Source organism: Lysobacter sp. OAE881 (assembly GCF_040546665.1).
Taxonomy (GTDB): domain Bacteria; phylum Pseudomonadota; class Gammaproteobacteria; order Xanthomonadales; family Xanthomonadaceae; genus Lysobacter_J; species Lysobacter_J soli.
The window spans coordinates 2,066,301-2,087,916 of the sequence record NZ_JBEPOG010000001.1 but is presented as its reverse complement, the minus strand read 5'-3'; the positions used below and the strand labels follow the sequence as shown (position 1 = coordinate 2,087,916).

Below are 21,616 nucleotides of genomic sequence, written 5' to 3'. Positions count from 1 at the left end.
GTCCACGCATTCACAGGAGAACCAACCATGGCTGCCACCGATGCAGGACTGCGTAGCGAAACCGGGACCTCGATGCTGGGCCATGCCATGGCGTGGTGGGTGTGGATCCTCGCGGTGACCTTCGTGGTGTACCTCTTCAGCTTCCAGACCGGCTACTCGATCGTGAATCCGAGCGTCCAGAAGGACACCGGCATCTCGATCGCGCAGGTCGGCACCATCGCTGCGGTGTACACGTGGGCGTTCGCCATCGCGCAGTTCTTCGGCGGCGCGCTGCTGGATCGCCTCGGCGCACGCAAGGTGCTGCCGATCTCCATCGCGCTGGTGACGATCGGCATCTTCATGTTTGCCAACGCCAACAGTTACGGCATGCTGCTGCTGTCACAGATCGTGATCGCGATCGGCTCCTGCACCGGCTTCGTCGGTGCCGGCTACATCGGCGGCCAGTGGTTCGGCATGGCGAAATTCAGCTTCATGTTCGGCCTGGTGCAGGTGGTCGCCGCGCTGACGTCGGCGTTCTCGGTCAACCTGATCGGCGTCGCGCTCGACGCCATGACCTGGCGCTCGCTGTTCAACTGGACGGCGGCGTTCGGCATCGTGCTGTTCGTGCTCGGGCTGCTCTACATCCGCAATCCGACGCCCGTCGTCAGCCATCCCGGCGAAGGCAACTTCTTCGCATCCGTCCTGCGCAGCATGGCGGAGGTCGCGAAGATCGGCCACGTCTGGATCGCCTCGCTCGGCGGCGCGCTGTCGTTCGGCGCGATGCTCGCGCTGGGCGTGGTGTGGGCGCCGAAGCTGCTGATGGTGCACGGGATCAGCGAGCGTGCCGCTGCACTGGGATCCTCGCTGTTATGGCTCGGTCTTGCTGCAGGCAGCGCGGTGGTGCCGCTGTGGTCGGACATGATCCGTCGACGCAAGCGGCCGATCATCCTGGGCGCTGCGGTCCAGCTCCTCGCGCTGCTCGGCCTGTTGTTCATCCCCGATCTCGGCGCGGGATTGGCGATGATCCTGTGCTTCGTGTTCGGCTTCGCCAATGCCGCGCACATGCTGGCCTTCAGCACCGCGGCCGACGTGGTGCTGCCGCGCCAGATCGGCACCTCCGCCGCGATCGTCAACGGCATCATGTTCATCTTCGGCGGCATCCTCATCAGCCGTCCCGGCGTGCGCATCGGCATGGGGATCGAGCATGGCATCCAGCCGGCGTCGCTCCAGCTGGCGCAGTACGCGAGCGTGCCCGTCATCGTTGCCTGCGTGCTCGCGCTGATCCTGGCGATGATCATGCGTGAAACGTACCCGGCTCATCACTGAGGAGCCGGAGCGCGCCATGACGCCCTCGCCCACGCATCGCGAACCCGCGCTGGGCGGCCCGAGGGCGTGGCTCGTCTGGACGATCGCGGTCGCCTTCGTCGTCTACTACTTCAGCTTCCAGACCGGCTACTCCATCGTCAACGCGAACGTGCAGCGCGACGTTGGCCTGTCCATCGCGCAGGTCGGGCTGATCGCCGCGGTGTACACGTGGATGTTCGCGATATGCCAGTTCCTCAGTGGTCCGCTGCTGGATCGGTTGGGCGCACGCCGCGTGCTCTTGCCCGCGATCGCGCTGGTGACGGCGGGTATCGTCGTGTTCTCGCTCGCACGCAGTTTCGAGGTGCTTCTGCTGTCGCAGCTGATCATCGCGCTGGGCGCCTGCACGGGATTCGTCGGCGCGGGCTACGTCGGCGGCACCTGGTTTGGCTGGGCGCGTTTCAGCTTCATGTTCGGCCTGGTGCAGTTCGCGGCGTCCTTGTTCTCCGCGTTCAACCAGAACCTGCTGGGACACGCGTTGTCCACGCTGCACTGGCGCACGCTGTTCGGCGCCGTCGGCGGGGCCGGCGTGGTGCTGCTGCTGATCGCCGCGCTCTGGCTGCGTGATCCCGCGCCAGTCTCTGCCGCCTCGAAGGGTCCGTTCCTGCAGGGCGTGCTGCGGTCGCTCGCCGCCGTCGCGCGACACCGCCATGTGTGGATTGCGTCCGCGTTCGGTGCGCTCTGTTTCGGCGCGATGCTGGCCCTGGGCGTCGTGTGGGCGCCGAAGCTGCTGGCCGTGCGAGGGCTCGATGCGGGCTCGGCGAACCTCGGAGCCTCCTTGCTGTGGCTCGGACTTGCAGCGGGCTGCTTCGTCGCGCCGTGGATCTCGGATCGGATGCATCGACGGAAGCCCCCTGTGCTGGTCGGTATCGCACTGCAGATCGTCGCCCTGTCGTCGCTGCTGTACCTGCCGCCGCACGGGGCAGCGCTCGATTTCCTGTTGTGCTTCGCCTTCGGCTTCGGGAACTCCGCGCACATGCTGGCCTTCAGCACCGCTGCGGACGTCGTGGAGCCGGAGCACATCGGCACATCCGCGGCCATCGTGAACGGGTTGATGTTCATCGTCGGCGGGTTGATGATCAGCCGTCCCGGATTGCGGGCCGGGCTCGCCCTCGAAGCGGGGCTGGATCCTTCGTCGCTGCAGATGGCGCAGTTCGCCGGTCGCCCACTGCTGCTGGGCATCTGCGTCGCGTTCGTCATCGCCAGGCTGATGCGCGAGACGCATCCAACGGCGGCGCCTGGCACAGCACGCGCGCAAGGCATTCCGGCGCGCTGACATCCCTCGGAAATCTTCGTGCCAGTGGCCCCGCAGAAGCCGGCGCGACTTGGGCCAAGGGCCAATTTTCACGCCTTCTTTGCGCGCCTAACGTTTGGGCGTTGGGCCACCGGCCCGCGGCGTCGCTTGTGCGGCGATTCCCCTTCGACACCACGCCCCCGGGGTGTTCCATGAACCGAGATACCGTCTCAGAGAGCCGTCCGCAGCTGTCCAACGTGCTGGTCGCCGCGTCGTTGCGCGCGGACCAGTGGCGGCATCTGAATGCCAGCGCACGCGCATGGGCCTCCGCCAGTCCGTCGAACGCTTCGAAACAGCGCGAACATTGCCAGGAGCGCCTCGACGACGTGTTGCGTCTGGAGCACTGCTGGGCGTATCCCGGGGAACGCCTGCTCACCGCCCTTCGCAACGCGCTCGGCGAAGGCGATGCCGCGACGTTCGCGCGGCTTGCCCAGAAAGTGTCGGCCGCGATCCTCTCCGGCGATTACCGCCGCGACGAACACGCGTGGGAACTCGATGACGATGTCGACCGCACCGTGCTCGACGCGCTGCCGCCGGACATCCTCGGCGTGCAGGACAAGCCCTACTTCGAAGTGATGGTGGTGACGCCGGCCGATCCCGGCCAGTGGCTGCGCTCGAAGGACGAGATGCGCCGCATGCGTCGCCCCGAGGATCCGTTCCACTACACCGCCGTGCATGTGGCCAGCTTCGAGGACGCCGCACTGGCGATGATGGTCAACCACGACCTGCAGGCGGTGGTGCTGGTCGACGGCTTCGGCTTCAACTCGAAGCACGACATCCCCGACCTCAAGGATTTCGTCTCGCGTCACGTCGAACTCGACGAGGACGAATCGCGCGCCGGATCGCTCTCGCTGCGCCTTGCGCGCGCGATCAAGGGCTCGCGTCCGGAACTGGACCTCTACCTGCTCACCGACCGCTCGCCGGAAGAACTCGCCGGCAGCGACGAAGCCGCGCCGCTGCGCCGCGTGTTCCATCACGTCGAAGAACCGATGGAAATCCACCTGTCGATCATCGACGGCGTGAAGGATCGCTACGAGACACCGTACTTCGACAACCTCAAGAAGTACGCGATGCGGCCCATCGGCACGTTCCATGCGCTGCCGATCGCACGCGGCAAGTCGATCTTCGGATCGAACTGGATCCGCGACATGGGCCACTTCTACGGCACCAACATCCTGTTCGCCGAATCCTCCGCGACCACCGGCGGCCTCGACAGCCTCCTGGAGCCGACCGGCAACATCAAGAAGGCGCAGGAAGCCGTCGCGCGCGCGTTCGGCGCAAAGCGGGCGTACCTGGGCACCAACGGCACGTCCACGTCGAACAAGATCGTCGTGCAGGCGGTGTGCAAGCCGGGCGACATCGTCATCGTGGATCGAAACTGCCACAAGTCGCACCACTACGGCTTCGTGCTCAGCGGCGCACAGCCGTACTACGTCGAAGCCTTCCCGCTCACGCAGTATTCGATGTACGGCGCGGTACCGCTGCGCACGATCAAGCAGGCGCTGCTCGACTGTGCCGCCGGCGGCAAGCTCGACCGCGTCAAGGTCATCGACATGACCAACTGCACCTTCGACGGCCACATGTACAACCCGCGCCGCGTGATGCAGGAATGCCTGGCGATCAAGCCCGACCTCATCTTCCTGTGGGACGAGGCGTGGTTCGGCTTTGCGCGCTTCAATCCGATGCACCGCCGCCGCACCGCGATGGGCGCGGCCGCGGCGCTCACCGCGCGCTACCGCAGCAAGGCGTACCGCGCCGAATACGATGCGTGGAAGGAGAAGCACGGCGACATCGACCCGAGCAATCCGGCGATGCTCGACGAGCACTGGCTGCCCGACCCCGACAAGGTCCGCATCCGCGTCTACCAGACCAACTCGACGCACAAGTCGATGTCGGCGTTCCGCCAGGGATCGATGATGCTGGTGTGGGACGAGGACTTCCACCACGTCGAAGGCCCGTTCGAGGAAGCGTTCTTCGCGCACACCTCGACGTCGCCGAACCTGCAGCTCATCGCGTCGCTCGATCTCGCGCGGCGGCAGATGGAGCTGGAAGGCTACGGCCTGACGCTGCGCATGACCGACCTGGCGCTGAAGATCCGTCGCGCGGTCAACACGCATCCGCTGATCTCGAAGTATTTCCGCGTCGCCACCCCCGAGGACATGATTCCCGCCGAGTTCCGCGAGTCCGGCCTGCGCGACTACGGTCCGCCGGATTCGAGCTGGTCGGCGGCGATCGACGCACTGGACGAGGACGAGTTCGCGCTCGATCCCACGCGCCTGACGCTGATCTGCGGCGCGGCCGGCTTCGACGGCACGCAGTTCAAGGGCCTGCTCGCCGAGCGCTTCGACATCCAGATCAACAAGACCTCGCGCAACAGCGTGCTGGTGCAAACCAACATCAACAACACGCATTCCGATGCGGCGCTGCTGATCAAGGCGCTGGCAGACCTGTCGCGCGAGATCGAGTCGCGGCTGTCGCAGGAAGGCACGGTTGGCGCGCAGGTGTTCGCCGATCGCGTGAAGTCGCTGATGACCGACGTGCCGGACCTGCCGAATTTCAGCCGTTTCCACGACGCCTTCCGCGAGCATCCCGACGGCGCGAGCAACGAGGGCCACATGCGGCCCGCGTTCTTCATGGCGTACGAAGAAGACAACTGCGAGTTCGTGAAGTTGAACAGCGATGACGTCGACAAGCGCCTGCGCGACGGCCCCGAGATGGTTTCGGCGAACTTCGTCATCCCCTACCCGCCGGGCTTCCCGATCATGGTGCCGGGCCAGGTCATCACCGCCGACACCATCGCCTTCATGCGCAAGCTCGACGTGAAGGAAATCCACGGCTACCACGCCGCGCAGGGCATCAAGCTGCTCAAGCCCTCGGCGCTGGGCAATCGTCGCGCGTCATCCATGTAGCGAACGGAACGCACCTCCGGCAGCACCACTCGGAACCACCCATCGGGAGCACGCCGTCATGCAAGGTTTCTTCCAGTTCCTTTCCGAAAACCCGTACATCCTGCTGTTCTTCACCGTGGGCATGGCGGTCCTGGTCGGCAAGTTCGCGGTGAAGGGCTACGGGCTGGGCATGGTCGCGGCCGCGGTGGTCGTCGGCGCGGCGCTCGCGACCTGGGCCTCGACCTACGGCGTGAAGCTGCAACTCGACAACTTCGCCAAGTCGCTCTTCTACTACCTGTTCATGTATGGCGTCGGCCTGCGCGTCGGGCCCGCGTTCTTCAACAGCCTGAAGAAGGACGGCATTACCTTCACCATCCTCGCCGTGATCTGCTCGTTCCTCGGCCTCGGGCTGGTGGTGCTGATGACGAAGTGGTTCGCGCTACCCCCGGGCTCCGCGGGCGGCATCCTGGCCGGTTCGCAGACGATGTCCGCCGCCATCGGCACCGCCGAGATGGCGATGGAGCAAGGCGCGTACAAGGTGCCCGCGGGCACGACGGCCGAACAGGTGTCGGGCATGATCGCGCTCGGCTACGGCGTGACCTACATCTGGGGCACGGTCGGCATCATCCTGATCTGCAAGTACCTGCCGCGCTGGTGGGGCGTGGATGCGCGCAAGGCCGCGCAGGACTATGAGCGCGAGCATGGCGTGCGCAACGTCGACGACGCGGCGCTGACCGGCTATCGCGGCGGCGGCCTGCGTGCGTACCGGCTGGAGAACGTGGCCACCGCCGGCCAGACCATCGCGCAGTTCCGCGCGAAGTTCCCGCAGTACCGCATCGTCAACGTGCGTCGCGGGGAGGACTCGCTCGGCGCCGCGCCCGATGTCGTGCTGCTGCACGGCGACGTGGTCGCGCTGGGCGGAAAGCTGGGCGATCTGACCGAGAACCTAGGCCTGCTCGGTGCCGAAGTGGACGACCCCAAGGCGCTGAACGTGCCGCTGGACCAGGCCGAAATCCTGGTGACGGAAAAGGACTTCGTCGGCAAGCCGCTGAAGGCGCTCGCCACGGAGGACTTCGCCGGCCAGGTGCAGGTCACGCGCCTTGAGCGTTCCGGCGAGCCGATTCCCGTCGGCGCGGAAACCGAACTCAAGCGCCTGGACGTGCTGTTCGTGACGGGCCTGAAGAGCGCGGTCGACAAGGCCGCCGGGATGCTGGGCAAGATCGCGCGCCCGAGCACTTCGACCGACCTGCTGACGCTGTCGGCGGGCATGATGATCGGCCTGCTGATCGGCAAGATCAACGTGCCGGTGGGCGATTTCTCGGTGGGCCTGGGCAACGCGGGCGGGCTCCTGCTGTCGGGCATCTTCGTCTCCTCGATCGTCTCGCGCCTGCGCTACTTCGGCAGCACGCCGAACGCCGCGCGCAACATCCTGGAAGACCTCGGCCTGGTCACCTTCATCGCGATCGTCGGCATCAACGCCGGCGCGACGCTGCTGGAGCAGCTGACCGGTTCGATCGCGCTGAAGATCTTCCTCGCCGGCTTCGTGGCGAGCACGATCCCGCCGTTCATCACCTGGGCGGTGGGCTACCACTTCTTCAAGATCAACCCGGCGGTGCTGATGGGCGGTGTCGCGGGATCGCGCTCGCACTCGGGCCCGGCGCGCGAAGCGGCGAAGGAGATCAACAGCACCGTGCCGTGGGTAGGCTTCCCGGTGGGCTACGCGATTTCCGGCGTGCTGTACACGGTGTTCGGTTACTTCGCGATGGTGTTGTCGCAGTAACGCGCAGGGAGAGCCGCCATGAACGTGAAGCGCCCCCGTGCCGGATGCGTGGCGGTCGCCGCCGCCTCGCTCGGCTGCCTGCTGGCGATGCCCGCGTGGGCGCAGACCGCTGCGCCGGCGCAGGCCACCGCGCCTGCGCAAGGCGAGGAGCCGAAGGAAACAGAGGACGACGTCTACATCGAAACCGCGCCCAGCTCGACCGAACAGGGCCAGACGCGCATGAACGAAGCCTTCGCGCCGCGCGATCGCCAGCAATGGATCCGCGACACGCGGCGCAAGGCGTTCAAGGACACGAAGTGGGACCTGCAGGTGCGCTCGTTCTATCTCGATCGCGAGAAGTACGACGACAGCGGCAGCGAAGCCTGGGCGCTGGGCGGCTCGCTCGGATTCAAGACGGGCTATTTCCGCGACCGCTTCGCCTTCGGCGCGACGGGTTACACCTCTCAGAAGCTCTACGGCCCCGACGACCGCGACGGCACGCTGCTGCTCGCGCCCGGACAGGAAGGCTACAGCGTGCTCGGCGAGGTCTACGGCGAATTCCTGATCAACGAGGACTCGCGCCTCACGCTCGGCCGCCGCGGTTTCGATACGCCGTACATCAACCGCAACGATGCGCGCATGACGCCGAACACGTTCCAGACCGTGTTGTTCCAGGGCCTGTACGGCGGCGACGAAGGCCGGCCCGAATGGCGCGTGGGCGGCGGCTACGTCGACAAGATCAAGGAGCGCAACTCCGAGGATTTCGTGTCGATGTCGCAGGACGCCGGCGCGCCCGACGGCACCGATCGCGGCGTCTACGCGATCGGTGCGAACTACAAGTCCGGCGACTTCTCGCTGGGCGCGATCAATTACTACAGCGACGACATCATCAACATCTTCTACGCCGAAGGTAAGTACGGCATTCCGCTGGCGGAGAAGACCAAGCTGAGTTTCGCGGTGCAGTATTCCGACCAGACCAGCGTCGGCGACGACCTGCTGCGCGGCACGGATTTCTCGTCCGACCAGTGGGGCGCGAAGGCCGAGCTTGCGCACGGCGGCGCGCTGTTCACCGCCGCGTACACGCGCGCCGGCGGCGACACGAACATGCAGAACCCGTGGAGTGGTTATCCCGGTTTCACCAGCGTGCAGGTGGAGGACTTCAACCGCGACGGCGAATCGGCGTGGATGCTGCGCGCCGGTTACACCTTCCCCTTCATCAAGGGGGCGAGTGTGTACGCGCTGTACGTCGACGGCTCCGATCCGCAATCGCCCACCGAGTACGCGAAGGACGAATACGACGTCAATTTCCAGTGGGCGGTGGCCGATGGCTTCCTGAAAGGCCTGCTGTTCCGCATGCGCTACGCGCACGTGCGGCAAGAGGGCCCGGTGGAAACCGACCTGGACGACTTCCGCCTGATGATCTACTACGACCCGCCGAGTCTCTGACGCCACGCCGCGGAGGCAACGCATGCAGTGGTTCGCCTCGACGTTGTCGCGGTATCCGGAGCTCGCGGTCTATCTGGCGCTTGGCATCGGTTACTGGATCGGCGCGATCCGCGTGCGCGGCTTCACGCTCGGCGGCGTCACCGGCTCGCTGCTCGCCGGCATGCTTCTTGGCTGGCTGTTCGCGGTGCCGGTGGCGGCCACCGCGAAGTCGCTGGTGTTCCTCCTATTCCTGTTCGGCATCGGCTACGAGGTCGGCCCGCGCTTCCTCGGTGCGATGAAGGGCGACGGCTGGCGCTTCGCCGCGCTGGGCGTGTTCATGCCGGTGGTCGGATTGATCGTCGCGATCGTCGTGGCGAAGACCCTGCGGCTCGATCCGGGCCTGGCCGCCGGCATGATGTCCGGCGCGCTCACCGAATCGCCCGCGATGGGCACGGCCAGCGAGGCGATCCAGGCGTTGCCGCTCGATGCCGCCACGCGCGAGCGCTATCTCGCACACATCGGCGTCGGCGACGCGCTGTGCTACGTCTCCGGCGCGCTGGGCGTGATCCTCACCTGCACCGTGTTCGGGCCGAAGCTGCTGCGCGTGGATCTCGCCGCGCACGCGTTGCAGGTCGAACGGCGCTACGGCATCAAGCGCCAGCGGCACGGTGTCGTGCCGGCATGGCAGCCGTTCGAAACACGCGCGTACCGCATCGCCCCCGCCGCGCCCATCGTCGGCCTTACCGTCGCGGCCGCCGAACGCGTGATCGTCGGTGCACGCCTGTTCGTGCATCGAATCCGCCGCGACGGCGCGCTGCTGGACATCGACGGCGACAGCGTGATCCACGCCGGCGACGTCGTGGCCGTCGGCGGCCGGCGCGACGTGCTGGTGGACGTGATCGGCGAACGCGGCGAGGAAGTCGACGACGCGGCGCTGCTCGACATTCCGATGGCCTCGCACGAGGTCTTCGTCGGCAAATCGCACTGGGCCGGCCGAACGCTCGAGGACATCGCGGCCCGCGACGAAGTGCGCGCGGTGTTCCTGCGCCGGATACGCCGTGGCGGCCAGGAGATCCCGATCGGCACGCGCACCACGATCGAACGCGGCGACGTACTCACCCTCGTCGGCCCGGAACCGGCGGTGCTGCGCGCGGCCGGCGTGCTGGGCGAGGTCGTGCACGCGAGCGACGCCACCGACTTCGTGGTCGTGGGCTTCGCGATCTTCCTCGGCGCGCTGTTCGGTATCGTGGCCTCCGTGCCCATCGGCGGCATCACGGTGACGATCGGCACCAGTATCGGCGCGCTGCTGGCGGGCCTGGTCGTCGGCCACATCCGCGGGCGGCGGCCACTGTTCGGGCGCGTTCCGGATGCGGCGGTGAAGCTGATGCAGTCCTTCGGACTGGCGGCGTTCGTGGCGATGGTCGGCCTCGGCGCGGGGCCGCATTTCATGGATGCGCTGCGGCAGTCCGGCGTCGGCCTGTTCTTCGGCGGCCTGCTGGTGACGATGGCCCCGCTGCTGCTGGGCCTCTGGTTCGGCCGGAAAGTGCTGAAGATCGATCCGCTGCTCCTGCTCGGCGCGATCTCCGGCGCGCAGACCTTCACCGCCGCGCTCGCCGCGGTGCAGGAGAAATCCGGCAGCCCCGTGGCGGTGATCGGCTACACCGGGGCGGTCGCGGTGGCGCACTTGTTCCTCACCACCTGGGGCACGGTGATGGTCATGGTCATGGCGTGAATGCGCGGCCAGTTGGCGCGAATCCTGCCGGGCGACGCTGCGCTGCAGCTTGGGCCAAGGGCCAATTGAGCCGGTTGCGGATCGGCGTAGAACTCGGCGGTGGACGGGACGCTCCTGCATGGGCCCGACTCCCGCCGCCCCACACGAGGATCCATCGATGAACAAGCGCACGCTCATGAAGTCGCTGTCGCTCACCGCCGCGATGGCGGCCGTGCTGGCGGTGTCGTCCGCCTCCGCCGCCGACGGTGACAAGAGCAAGATCAAGGGACTGATCACCTCCGTCCAGGGCAACACGATCGTGGTCAAGGACGCCGCCAACGTCGAGCAGACCATCACGTTGTCGCCCAGCACCAAGTACAAGCGCACCAAGGGCCTCACCGGCGTGGTGCACGAGAAGGCCGAACAGACGGCGCTGATGCCCGGCCTGCCGGTCACCATCGACGCGGTCGCCAGCGGCAGCGGTTTCGATGCCACCGAAGTTTCGTTCAAGTCGGAGGACTTCCGCACCGCGCAGCAGGTGCAGGCCGGCCTCGCGCCGACCACCGCGCGCATGAACGACTTCGGCAAGTACGAAGCCCTGGCCACGGCCGAAGTGCTGTTCGATTCGGGCAGCGCGACGATCAACTCCGCCGGCAAATCCAGCCTCGACCAGTTCGCCGCGAAGGCGAAGGAAACGCAGGATTACCAGGTCGTGCTGCAGGGGTTCACCGATTCCACCGGCAACGCCGAAGCCAACCAGCGCCTGAGCATGCGTCGCGCGAACGCGGTCGCCAACTACCTGCAGCAGCAGGCCGGCCTGCAACCGGGCCGCGTGCGCGCGGGCGACGGCATGGGCGTGGCGACCGACGCGGGCGCGGGCAGCAACGCCGGCGCGCGCAAGGTCGTGGTGAAGCTCATCGTCGACAAGGGCGTGCAGGCGGGCAAGTAACGCAGCGTCGCGACGGCGGGTCACCTCCCCCGCCCGCCGTCGCGCCAGTGGAGGTTCCATGCGCATCCTGATGCTACAGGCGGCGATTGCCGCTCTCCTGCTGGCGACGCTGGACGTCGCGGCCGCGCCGGTACAGGCGCCGTCCGCGCCGTCGGCCACGACGAACACGGCCTCGTCCGGCACGTTCACCCGCGAAGAACTCGACCAGATGATGGCGCCCATCGCGCTGTATCCGGACGCGCTGCTCGCGCAGGTGCTGATGGCGTCCACGTATCCGGGCGATGTCAGCGACGCGGTCGCGTGGTCCAATGCGCACAAGGACGCCAAGGGCGAGGACGCGGTGAAGCAGGTCGCGAACGAATCGTGGGACCCGAGCGTGCAGTCGCTGGTGGCGTTCCCGCAATTGCTCGCGGTGCTCGGCCAGGATCCCAAGTGGGTGCAGCGCATGGGCGACGCGTTCCTCGCGCAGCCCGACGCGGTGATGGAATCGGTGCAGCGCCTGCGCCGCCAGGCCGATGCCGCCGGCAACCTCAAGTCGAACGAACAGCAGAAGGTCACCAAGCAGGCCGCCGCTCCCGCGACCGGCACGACGACGACCGTCCCCGCCGGCACGCAGACGATCGTGATCGAGTCGTCCGAACCCGACGTCGTCTACGTGCCCAGCTACAACCCGAGCGTGGTCTACGGCACGTGGATGTATCCGTCGTATCCGCCCTACTACTACCCGCCGCCGGCGTACTACTACCCGGGCGGCGCGCTTTTCAGCTTCGGCATCGGGGTGGCCGTCGGTGGTGCGTTGTGGGGCGACCTCGACTGGGGCCACAGCGATATCGACATCGACGTGGACCGCTACAACGAGTTCAACCGCAACACCAACCGCAATACCGAACGCAACGTCAACCGCGACCAGATCAGCCGCGACGGCAAGTGGCAGCACAACGCGGCCAACCGCGACGGCGTGCCCTATCGCGACAGCAAGAGCCGCGAGCAGTACGGACGCCAGCTCGACGGCGCCGGCCAGCGCGATGCGGGCGCGGGGACGCGATCCGTCGCGTGACGCCGCACGCACCGCCGATCGCGACCGCGCGCGCCAGACGATGGAACAGCGCGGCTTCGAGGCGCCCGCGGCGAGCAATCGCGAAGCGCAGCAGCGCGCCGGGCAGGCGTCGCGCGATTTCGACCGCTCCGGTGGCGCAGCAGGCGCCAACCGCGGCGACTTCCAGCGCAGCGGCCAGGGCAACGCACAGGCGCGCCAGGGTGCGCGCGACAGCGCCGGCATGAACCGCCCCGGCAACAGCAGCGCGTTCCAGGGCGCGAGCAATCCCGCGATGTCGCGCGGCGATGCCGGCCGCGGCCAGCGCAGCATGCAGCAGTCGCAGCGTCCGGCCGCTTCGCGCGGCGGTGGACACCAGATGAGCCGTCCCTCGCGGCCGCCGATGCGCGGCGGCGGCGGGCGTCGTCGTTGAGCAGGAGAACCCCATGAGCGCATCCGTCCGCTGGCTCCCGCTCGCCTTCGCGCTGCTGCTGGCGTTGCCTGCACACGCGCAACAATCCTTCGCCACGCCCGACGCGGCCGCCGACGCGCTCGTCGCCGCGCTCGGCACGAAGACCGCCGACGAAGCCAAACTCACCGCGCTCCTCGGCCCGAGCTGGGAACAGGTGGTCCCGCGCAGCAGCGTCGATCGCGACGACGTCGATGCGTTCCTCGCGCGCTATCGCGAGAAGCATTCGTTCGTGCAGAAGGATGCGACGCACCAGATGCTCGCCGTCGGCAAGGACGCGTGGACGCTGCCGGTTCCGCTGGTGAAAGGCAGCGGCGGCTGGGCCTTCGACGTGAAGGCCGGCGAGGCGGAAATCCGCGCACGCCGAATCGGCCGCAACGAACGCGAAGCCGAACAGGCCGTGCTCGCCTACCACGACGCGCAGATCGACTACGCCGCCGAGGATCGCAATGGCAACGGCGTGCTCGAGTACGCGCAGAAATTCGTCAGCACCGACGGTCAGCACGACGGGCTGTACTGGGCCGACGACGGCGGCGAGGAAAGCCCGCTTGGCCCGCTGTTCGGCGACGACACGCCCGACGGCGAATGGCACGGCTACCGCTATCGCATCCTCACCGCGCAGGGGCCGTCGGCGCCGGGCGGTGCGTACGACTACAAGCTCGGCGACGCGATGAGCCGCGGCTTCGCGCTGGTCGCGTGGCCGGCGCGCTATGGCGACAGCGGCGTGATGAGCTTCATGGTCAGCCACGAAGGCGAGGTCTTCGAGAAGGACCTCGGCCCGGACGGCGACCAGATTGCGCGCGCGATGACGAAATTCGATCCGGACAGCAGCTGGGTCGAAGTGAAGGCCGCGCAGACCGCAGCCACTTCGAAGTGACCGACAGGGAACTCGCGATGAAGATGCCCGCCCTCGCCTTCGCGCTCGCCGTGGTGTTGATCCCTCTGTCGCCCGCACGTGCGCAACAGGCCGCGGCCGTGGATCCGAAGGCGATCAAGGCGCTGTCGCAGATCGGCGAGAAGCTGCGCAGCCTGCGCGAATACACGGTGGACGCCACGGTGAAGACGCGCGCGCCGCTGGCGTCGGGCGAGTACCGCGATTTCGACGGCACCGCGAAGTACCAGGTGCGCGCGCCGGACCACCTGCACGCGTCCACGCGCGGGGTGGGCCTCGATCGCGACGTCGTCTACGACGGCCGGACCATCACCGTGTTCTCGCCGACGCAGAAGCAGTACGCGCGCATCGAGGCGCCCGGCACGCTGTCGACGCTGGTGTCGACGGTCGAATCGCGCGTCGGCTTCCGCATGGCGCTGGCGCAGCTGTTCACCTGGGACGACCAGACGCGTTTGCTCGAAAACGCCGAACGCGCCAGTTTCTCCGGCGAAGCGCTGGTGGGCGGTCGCAAGTGCGCGCACTACTCGTACAAGAAGGCCGGCATCGCGTGGGAAGTCTTCGCCGATGCAAAACACCTGCCATGCAAGCTCGCGTTCGTCGATACGCGCGATGCCGGGCTGCCCGGGTATACCGCCGAACTGACGTGGGTCGAAAACGCCAGGCTGCCCGACTCCACCTTCGTCTTCACCCCGCCGGCCGGCGCGAGCGAGGTCGGCTGGGACAAGTTCCGGGCGCAGGGGCAGTAGCGCGAGGCGGGAGCTTCTCGAGGCGTCATCCGCTCTTGGAGACTCTTTCAAGCCGTCATCCCCGCGAAGGCGGGGATCCATCGACCCGACGCTTCACGCTCGACGGAGGGCGTGATGCATTCACGCGTGGATTCCCGCCTGCGCGGGAATGACAGCAAAAAGCGCTGCGTCATCTCCGCCCCTTCAAGCCGTCATCCCCGCGAAGGCGGGGATCCATCGACCCGACGCTTCACGCTCGACGGAGGGCGTGATGCATTTACACGTGGATTCCCGCCTGCGCGGGAATGACAGCAAAAAGCGCCGCGATCCCGCGCGCCCCTTAAGCCATCATCCTGCCTGCCCTGCAAGCCGTCATCCCCGCGAAGGCGGGGATCCATCGACCCGACGCATCACGCTCGACGGAGGGCGTGACCTAGTCAAACGTGGATTCCCGCCGGCGCGGGAATGACAGCAAAAAGCGCCCTCACCCGCCCCTTCAAGCCGTCATCCCCGCGAAGGCGGGGATCCATCTGCCAGACGCATCATGCTCGACGGAAGAGGTGGCACACGCGCGAGCAGCCCACGCCACGTGCACGACGGATTTACCCCGCTCCGCCGACCATCGACGCAACCCGTGACGACTCGAAGGGACAGGTCGATGGCCGGATCCGGCCGCATGGTCGTGGTCGCTGCACTGATGGGCAATGCGGCGGTGGCGGCGACGAAGTTCGTCGCGGCCGCCTTCACCGGCTCGTCGGCGATGCTCAGCGAGGGCGTGCACTCGCTGGTCGACACCGCCAACCAGGTGCTGATGCTCTACGGCATCCGGCGCGCCGCGCGACCGCCGGATCCATCGCATCCCTTCGGCTACGGGCGCGAACTGTACTTCTGGGCCTTCATCGTCGCGCTGATGGTGTTCGCGCTCGGTGCGGGCATCTCGTTCTATGAAGGCCTGGCGCACCTGCGCCATCCGCGCGAAATGGCCAATCCGCTGGTGAACTACCTCGTGCTCGGCGCGTCGCTGATGTTCGAGGGCGTGACGTGGTTCATCGCGCTGCGCTCGTTTCGCGCGGCCAAGGGCAAGCGCGGCTGGATCCGGGCGTTCCGCGACAGCAAGGACGCCAGCACGTTCACCGTGCTGTTCGAGGACACCGCGGCGATGGCCGGCCTGCTGATCGCGCTGGCGGGCATCGTGGCGACGCAGGTCACCGGCGATCCGCGCTACGACGGCTACGCCTCGCTCGGCATCGGCGTGGTGCTGGCGATCACGGCGATCCTGCTCGCGCGCGAAACCAAGGGGCTGCTGCTGGGCGAACTCGCGCAGCGCCAGGTCGTGCAGGACATCCTTCGCATCGCCGGCGACGACCCGGACGTGCGCTGCGCCAACGGCGTGCTCACGCAGCAACTGGGGCCGGAGAGCATCATCGCCGCGCTCAGCGCCGACTTCCACGACGCGCTGACCACGCCACAGATCGAAGCCTGCGTGATGCGCATCGAACGCGCCGTGCAGGACGAGCATCCCGACGTCACGGCGTTGTTCGTCAAGCCGCAGACCGCCGAGACCTGGGCGAAGCGGCGGCTGCGGTGGGATCCGGACCGCGTGACGCCCGACGGGATCGACGCCGGCTAGCGTCCGTACAAACCGTTACAAATCCCCGCAACCGCGAACACAAGCGGGATACGGGCGTCCGCGAACCTGTGCTCCGTCGGCGAATCGTCGCCGCCCACCCACACCGGAGCCCGGACATGGACACGCTCGCCCCCGACCGCATCGACCCGTTTCGCCGCAGCTTCCTCGGCATCGCCGCCGCGGGCCTCGCCGCCGCATCGTTCGGATTCGCCCCGCGTGCGCAGGCCGCCACGCCGCGCGCGTCCGGCGCGACGACGCCCGCTCGCGGCGCGAACGTCGCCTTCGGGCCGGTGAAGCAGATCCGCGCCGGCGTGCTCGACATCGGCTATGTCGATGCCGGCCCCGCCGACGGCGCGCCCGTATTGCTGCTGCACGGCTGGCCGTACGACATCCACAGCTATGCCGAGGTCGTGCCGTTGCTCGCCTCGGCGGGCTATCGCGTGATCGTCCCGCACCTGCGCGGTTACGGCACCACGCGATTCCTCTCCGCCGACACGCCGCGCAACGGCCAGCCGGCCGCGCTGGCCGACGACGTCATCCAGCTGATGGATGCGCTGAAGATCCCGCGCGCGGTGGTCGCCGGTTACGACTGGGGCGGCCGCTCGGCCGACATCGTCGCCGCGCTGCATCCCGAACGCGTCAAGGCGCTGGTCGCGGTGAGCGGATACCTCATCGGCAGCCAGCAGGCCGCGCAGGCGCCGCTCGCGCCGGAAGCGGAGCTGCAGTGGTGGTACCAGTTCTACTTCGCCACCGAGCGCGGCCGCGCCGGCTACGATAGCAACCGGCATGATTTCGCGAAGCTCATCTGGAAACTCGCCTCGCCGAAGTGGGCCTTCGACGACGCCACCTTCGACCGCAGCGCCGCGGCGTTGCAGAACGAGGACCACGTCGACATCGTCATCCACAACTACCGCTGGCGCCTGGGCCTCGCGCAGGGCGAGTCGAGGTACGAAGCGATCGAGCGCAGGCTCGCGACGTTCCCGTCCATTTCGGTGCCGACGATCACGATCGAAGGCGATGCCAACGGCGCGCCGCATCCGTCGCCGGAGAGCTACGCGAAGCGGTTCACCGGCAAGTACGAGCATCGCCTGCTCACCGGCGGCATCGGCCACAACCCGCCGCAGGAAGCGCCGGCCGCATTCGCGCAGGCGGTGATGGATGCGGATCGGATGTGAGGCGAAGGACGCCGTGACGCAGGTACTTCCGCTGCGATGAGATAGCCCCTCTCCCGCTTGCGGGAGAGGGGTTGGGGTGAGGGCTGCTGGAGCGACGCAGTGCGGCCCCTCCCCTCATCCGCCTGCCGGCACCTTCTCCCGCACGCGGGAGAAGGGCTCCATCTGATGGTCTCTCGCCGTTGAGCGAAATCTGGATCACACCATCGGCGGATCCGTCTCGCGCACCCAGTGGCGATGCTGCGCGATGGCCTCGATGAACGACGCGATGGCCTGCTCGTCGTCCTCCTCGCCCGCGATCACGCCCGGATCCTCGCTGCCATCGGGCAACATCTTCGACGCGCCCGCGCCTTCCAGCAGCGAACTGGACGCACCCAGCGCCAGGATCGGCTTGCAGTGGCGGTACTGCTCCTTCACGAACTCCGCGGCGCGACCGTCCACCGCCAGCGCCTTCACCGCACGTTCGCCGTCGGGCAGCACGAGCGCGTCGAACAGCGGCGCCGGTTCGTTCTCCATCGAGGCATCGGCCTGCAGCGTTTCGCCTTCTGCGGTGACGAACGGACCGATGCGCTGGCCGACCAGGCGCGGCACCGCGCCGGCTTCGAACAGCGCCTGCTGCGCGGCGGCGAGCGATTCGCCGGCCACGCCATCGCAGACCAGCAGCGCGATCTTTCGCGAACGGATGCTGCCGTCGCCCGGACGCGCGAGCAGCGACAGCGCCGGCGATTGCCGGACTTCCGGACGCGGCACCCGCTCGATCGCACGCGGCGACGCTTCCACCGGGCCCATGCCCAGCCCTGCGGCGACAGACGTGGCCAGCTCGCGCGATACATTCATCAGGTTCGCCACCATGCGTTCGCGGATCGCCGGCACGGTGACCTTGCTCAGCTCGAAGCGGAACGCGCCAATGATGTGCGCCTTTTCCGCATCGCTCTGGCTGTCGTAGAACAGCGTCGCCTGGTTGTAGTGCTCGGCGAACTTCTCCGGGCGCCCGCGCAGTTCGTCGGCACGGATCGGCTCGGGAAACGACACGAAGCCGGCCGAACCAGCCTGGAACGGGCAGCCGCCGCCGAGGCTGTTGGGCTCGTACGAAACACGCCCGCGATGGATCGCCTGACGATGCATGCCGTCGCGCTGGTTGTTGTGCACCGGCGCCACGGGCGCGTTGATCGGGATCTCGTGGAAGTTCGGCCCGCCCAGTCGCGAGATCTGCGTGTCGACATACGAATGGATGCGCCCGGCGAGCAGCGGATCGTTGGTGAAGTCGATGCCCGGCACGACGTGCGCGGTGCAGAACGCCACCTGTTCGGTCTCGGCGAAGAAGTTGTCGGGATTGCGGTTGAGCACGAGGCGACCGATCGGTTCCACCGGCACCAGTTCCTCTGGCACGATCTTCGTGGCGTCGAGCACGTCGAAGCTGAACTTGTTCGCCTGCTCCTCGGTGAATACCTGCACGCCGAGTTCGTACTCGGGGAATTCGCCGGCTTCGATCGCTTCCCACAGATCGCGGCGGTGGTAGTCCGGATCGGCGCCGGAGATCTTCACCGCTTCGTCCCACGCCAGCGAATGCGTGCCCAGCCGCGGCGTCCAGTGGAACTTCACCAGGCGCGATTCGCCGGCCTCGTTGACGAAGCGGAACGTGTGCACGCCGAAGCCCTGCATCATGCGGTAGCTGCGCGGGATGGCGCGGTCGCTCATCGCCCACAGCAGCATGTGCGTGGATTCGGGCATGAGCGACACGAAATCCCAGAACGTGTCGTGCGCGGACGCGGCCTGCGGCATCGCGTGGTGCGGCTCGGGCTTGAGCGCATGCACGAGGTCGGGGAACTTCATCGCGTCCTGGATGAAGAACACCGGGATGTTGTTTCCGACCAGGTCCCAGTTGCCTTCGTCGGTATAGAACTTGACGGCGAAACCGCGCACGTCGCGCGCGGTGTCCTTCGAGCCGCGCTCGCCGGCCACGGTGGAAAAACGCACGAACACCGGCGTGATCTTGCCGTCTTCCTGGAATGGCGCCGCGCGCGTGATGCGACGGAGCGAGCGGTAGCACTCGAAGAAGCCGTGCGCGGCGGAACCGCGCGCGTGCACGATGCGCTCGGGAATGCGCTCGTGGTCGAAGTGCGTGATCTTCTCGCGGAGGATGAAGTCCTTCAGCAGCGCCGGCCCGCGCAGGCCGGCTTTCAGCGAATCCTGGTTCTGCGCGACCGGCACGCCCTGGTTGGTCGTGAGGACCTGCCCGCCCGAATCCACGCGCACGCGGTCGAGCGGGCCCACGGTCGGGTTCGTTCCGGGCGCGGCCTGCGTGCCGGCCTTGGGCGACGTCTGCGCTTCGGTAAGCGTGCTCGCGCCCGCCAGCGGCGTCGGCGTCGCATGCGCGCCTTCGGGCGGCGCAAGCGCGTTGTCGCGGCCGTATTCGGCAGCCTTGGTCGGGTTGTGATCGAAGGCCGCGGCGAGCGCCTGCGCCTCCAGTCCCTGTCGTACGGCGGGATCTTCAGCGCCTTCGCCGGACATGCGCGCCGGCCCGCTGTCGGTGGGAGCGCGACGTGCGGAGCGTGCAGCGGTGCTCTTCTTCGTGGCGGACGTGCGTGCGGGCGCCTTCTTCTTCGGCGCTGGCGTCTTTCGGCTGGCCATGTAACGAACTCCTGTGGATGTGCAGACGTGTGTGCAGGCAGGAAGACGCACGACGCGCCCTGACCTGCATGCAGCTTGGCGTCATGGAAGTCGACATTGCGTAACGCGCGGACCGTCGTCGTTCACGTTGGCGATGACGGTGTCATGGCGGTCGAGCCTGCTGGCCACGCGCATGGGCTCGCCATTTCTTTCACGGTGTCCCGAACTTTCTTCAGGCGAAGTGCTTGCGTCGTCCGCGCCGCGCGCGTGGACGCCGCGTTGCGCGTCTGCGCGCCCTCCGTCACAGGACTGGCATGCCGTTTGCGTGATGCTTCGCGAGAGACGCACACCGCACAGGGGAAAACACATGCAGGAAGGGGATCTGCCGAAGGGCTGGCGTATCTACGCCGAGCCACCGACGGCCGACGGCCGTTGCCGACTCCGCCTGATCGCGCCCAACGGAATCAGCAGCACCTGGTGGCTGCGATCGAACATGACGTCGGGACAAGTCGTGTGCGCCCTAGCCCACGACCAGAGCCGGGCCGGCATGCGCCACCGCACCCACGGCGTGATCGACCGCCGCGCGCACGAAATCGACGACCCCGCCTGCTCGCCACGCTGAATGCAGGCTGGTCGGCCGCGGCGCTGTCACGCCGGAGCGACGTCGCGGGAAGCAGATTCATGGCGTCGTCACTTCCGTTACCGCCATGCAGGAACCCGCCGGCACGCTGGATATCCGTCGTTTCGAGAGCAGCGGAAACGTCCACACGATCGAACTGGGCGAGGCAAGCCTGGACGATCTGACCGAAGACCAGCTGCTGTGGATCGATCTGGAAGGCGGCAGCGAGCCGACCATTACCGATGTGCTCGGGCGCCTCGGGATCGACGATGAGGTCGCGGCCTGGTTCCTCGACCGCAGCGCGATGCCCGAACTGCGCGTGCGCAACGGCTGGTTCTTCGTGCGCGTCGTCGCGGTGCGCAACGATGGCGAGCTCACCTATAACGGGACGGTCCTGGCGATCCTGGCCGGTCGCAATTTCGTGATCACGTCGCACAAGGAGCCGGTGGGCTTCCTGACGAAGCTGCGCGAGCGCGAATCGCACGATTCCGGCCTGGGCATGCTCGGCGCGGACAGCTTCACCGCGTCGCTGCTGGACTGGCACGTCAATTCCTATTTCGAGGCGGTGGCCGATTTCGAAAGCGCCGACGAGCGCCTGGAGACGGACATCCTCGACGATCGCCATGGCGAATGCCTGCACAGCCTGCGCGGCCTGCGCAAGGCGGCGTCGCGATTGCGGCGGATGCTGTCGGCACATCGCGGCGTGTTCGCCGCGATCGCGCGTCCGGACTTCCGGCCAGACGCCGACGGCGAAGTGAACCGGCACTTCCAGACCGTGGACATGCACTTCCAGCGCGCCATGGAAGCGGTGGAGAACGCGCGCGAGGTGGTGATCGGCTCGTTCGAACTCTTCAGCAACCAGACGGCACTGCGCACCAACGCGATCATGCGCGTGCTGACCATCCTGACGGCCTTGATGGGCGGGCTGGCGGTGATCGCGGGCGTGCTGGGGATGAACTTCGAAGCGCCCTTCTTCAAGACGGGCCTGATCGGTTTCGTCGTCGCCGTGGCGCTGATGACCGGCATGGCGCTGGCGGGATTCGCATTCGCCTGGTGGCGAAAGTGGCTGTGAGTCCATGAAGAAGCGGGAACGGCATGG

At 67.6% G+C, this 21,616-nt stretch carries 16 protein-coding genes; 15 read left to right on the top strand and 1 reads right to left on the bottom strand.

Features of this window, described 5'->3' with window-relative positions; all coding sequences use genetic code 11:
• Positions 1 to 27: 27 nt before the first annotated feature.
• The 13 genes from ABIE51_RS09670 (at position 28) to ABIE51_RS09610 (ending at position 17,291) form a co-directional block, all read left to right on the top strand.
• Entirely contained in the window at positions 28 to 1,305 is a 1,278-nt protein-coding gene (locus ABIE51_RS09670; RefSeq protein ID WP_192630547.1) for an MFS transporter, read from the top strand.
• Between the two features lie 16 nt (positions 1,306 to 1,321).
• Positions 1,322 to 2,617 carry an MFS transporter gene (locus tag ABIE51_RS09665; protein ID WP_192630546.1) on the top strand — a complete coding sequence of 432 codons (1,296 nt, stop codon included), beginning with the start codon at positions 1,322 to 1,324 and terminating at the stop codon, positions 2,615 to 2,617.
• 170 nt (positions 2,618 to 2,787) lie between these two features.
• Positions 2,788 to 5,544 carry an aminotransferase class I/II-fold pyridoxal phosphate-dependent enzyme gene (locus tag ABIE51_RS09660; RefSeq protein ID WP_192630545.1) on the top strand — a complete coding sequence of 919 codons (2,757 nt, stop codon included), beginning with the start codon at positions 2,788 to 2,790 and terminating at the stop codon, positions 5,542 to 5,544.
• Positions 5,545 to 5,602: 58 nt separating this feature from the next.
• A complete protein-coding gene (locus tag ABIE51_RS09655) occupies positions 5,603 to 7,303 on the top strand; it encodes an aspartate:alanine exchanger family transporter (RefSeq protein ID WP_192630544.1) in 1,701 nt (566 codons plus the stop codon).
• 18 nt (positions 7,304 to 7,321) lie between these two features.
• The gene (locus ABIE51_RS09650; RefSeq protein ID WP_192630543.1) at positions 7,322 to 8,728 is read left to right on the top strand and encodes an OprD family outer membrane porin; all 1,407 of its coding nucleotides are present in this window, start codon (positions 7,322 to 7,324) and stop codon (positions 8,726 to 8,728) included.
• Between the two features lie 22 nt (positions 8,729 to 8,750).
• Positions 8,751 to 10,439, top strand: coding sequence for an aspartate-alanine antiporter-like transporter (locus tag ABIE51_RS09645; RefSeq protein ID WP_192630542.1), 1,689 nt, complete (start codon positions 8,751 to 8,753; stop codon positions 10,437 to 10,439).
• Between the two features lie 157 nt (positions 10,440 to 10,596).
• Positions 10,597 to 11,367, top strand: a complete 771-nt coding sequence (locus ABIE51_RS09640) for an OmpA family protein (protein WP_181902645.1) — start codon at positions 10,597 to 10,599, stop codon at positions 11,365 to 11,367.
• 58 nt (positions 11,368 to 11,425) lie between these two features.
• A complete protein-coding gene (locus ABIE51_RS09635; protein WP_354503938.1) occupies positions 11,426 to 12,424 on the top strand; it encodes a DUF3300 domain-containing protein in 999 nt (332 codons plus the stop codon).
• Positions 12,393 to 12,833, top strand: a complete 441-nt coding sequence (locus ABIE51_RS09630; RefSeq protein ID WP_354503936.1) for a hypothetical protein — start codon at positions 12,393 to 12,395, stop codon at positions 12,831 to 12,833. The genes ABIE51_RS09635 and ABIE51_RS09630 overlap by 32 nt, the downstream gene beginning before the upstream one ends.
• Before the next feature lie 13 nt (positions 12,834 to 12,846).
• Positions 12,847 to 13,746, top strand: a complete 900-nt coding sequence (locus ABIE51_RS09625) for a DUF2950 domain-containing protein (protein WP_192630540.1) — start codon at positions 12,847 to 12,849, stop codon at positions 13,744 to 13,746.
• A 17-nt stretch (positions 13,747 to 13,763) separates the two neighbouring features.
• Complete coding sequence (locus ABIE51_RS09620) at positions 13,764 to 14,507, top strand: DUF2092 domain-containing protein (protein ID WP_192630539.1); 744 nt, start codon at positions 13,764 to 13,766, stop codon at positions 14,505 to 14,507.
• A 637-nt stretch (positions 14,508 to 15,144) separates the two neighbouring features.
• On the top strand, positions 15,145 to 16,116 hold the full coding sequence (locus ABIE51_RS09615; RefSeq protein WP_233433423.1) for a cation diffusion facilitator family transporter: 972 nt from the start codon (positions 15,145 to 15,147) through the stop codon (positions 16,114 to 16,116).
• A 116-nt stretch (positions 16,117 to 16,232) separates the two neighbouring features.
• Positions 16,233 to 17,291, top strand: a complete 1,059-nt coding sequence (locus ABIE51_RS09610; RefSeq protein WP_192630538.1) for an alpha/beta fold hydrolase — start codon at positions 16,233 to 16,235, stop codon at positions 17,289 to 17,291.
• A 195-nt stretch (positions 17,292 to 17,486) separates the two neighbouring features.
• Here ABIE51_RS09610 and ABIE51_RS09605 read toward each other — a convergent pair whose 3' ends face one another.
• On the bottom strand, positions 17,487 to 19,919 hold the full coding sequence (locus tag ABIE51_RS09605) for a catalase (RefSeq protein WP_192630537.1): 2,433 nt from the start codon (positions 19,917 to 19,919) through the stop codon (positions 17,487 to 17,489).
• Between the two features lie 346 nt (positions 19,920 to 20,265).
• Between ABIE51_RS09605 and ABIE51_RS09600 the strand changes: the two genes are divergently transcribed.
• The gene (locus ABIE51_RS09600) at positions 20,266 to 20,520 is read left to right on the top strand and encodes a hypothetical protein (RefSeq protein ID WP_192630536.1); all 255 of its coding nucleotides are present in this window, start codon (positions 20,266 to 20,268) and stop codon (positions 20,518 to 20,520) included.
• Between the two features lie 85 nt (positions 20,521 to 20,605).
• Positions 20,606 to 21,589: a magnesium transporter CorA family protein gene (locus ABIE51_RS09595; RefSeq protein WP_192630535.1), complete on the top strand. Its 984-nt coding sequence runs from the start codon at positions 20,606 to 20,608 to the stop codon at positions 21,587 to 21,589.
• Positions 21,590 to 21,616 lie beyond the last annotated feature (27 nt).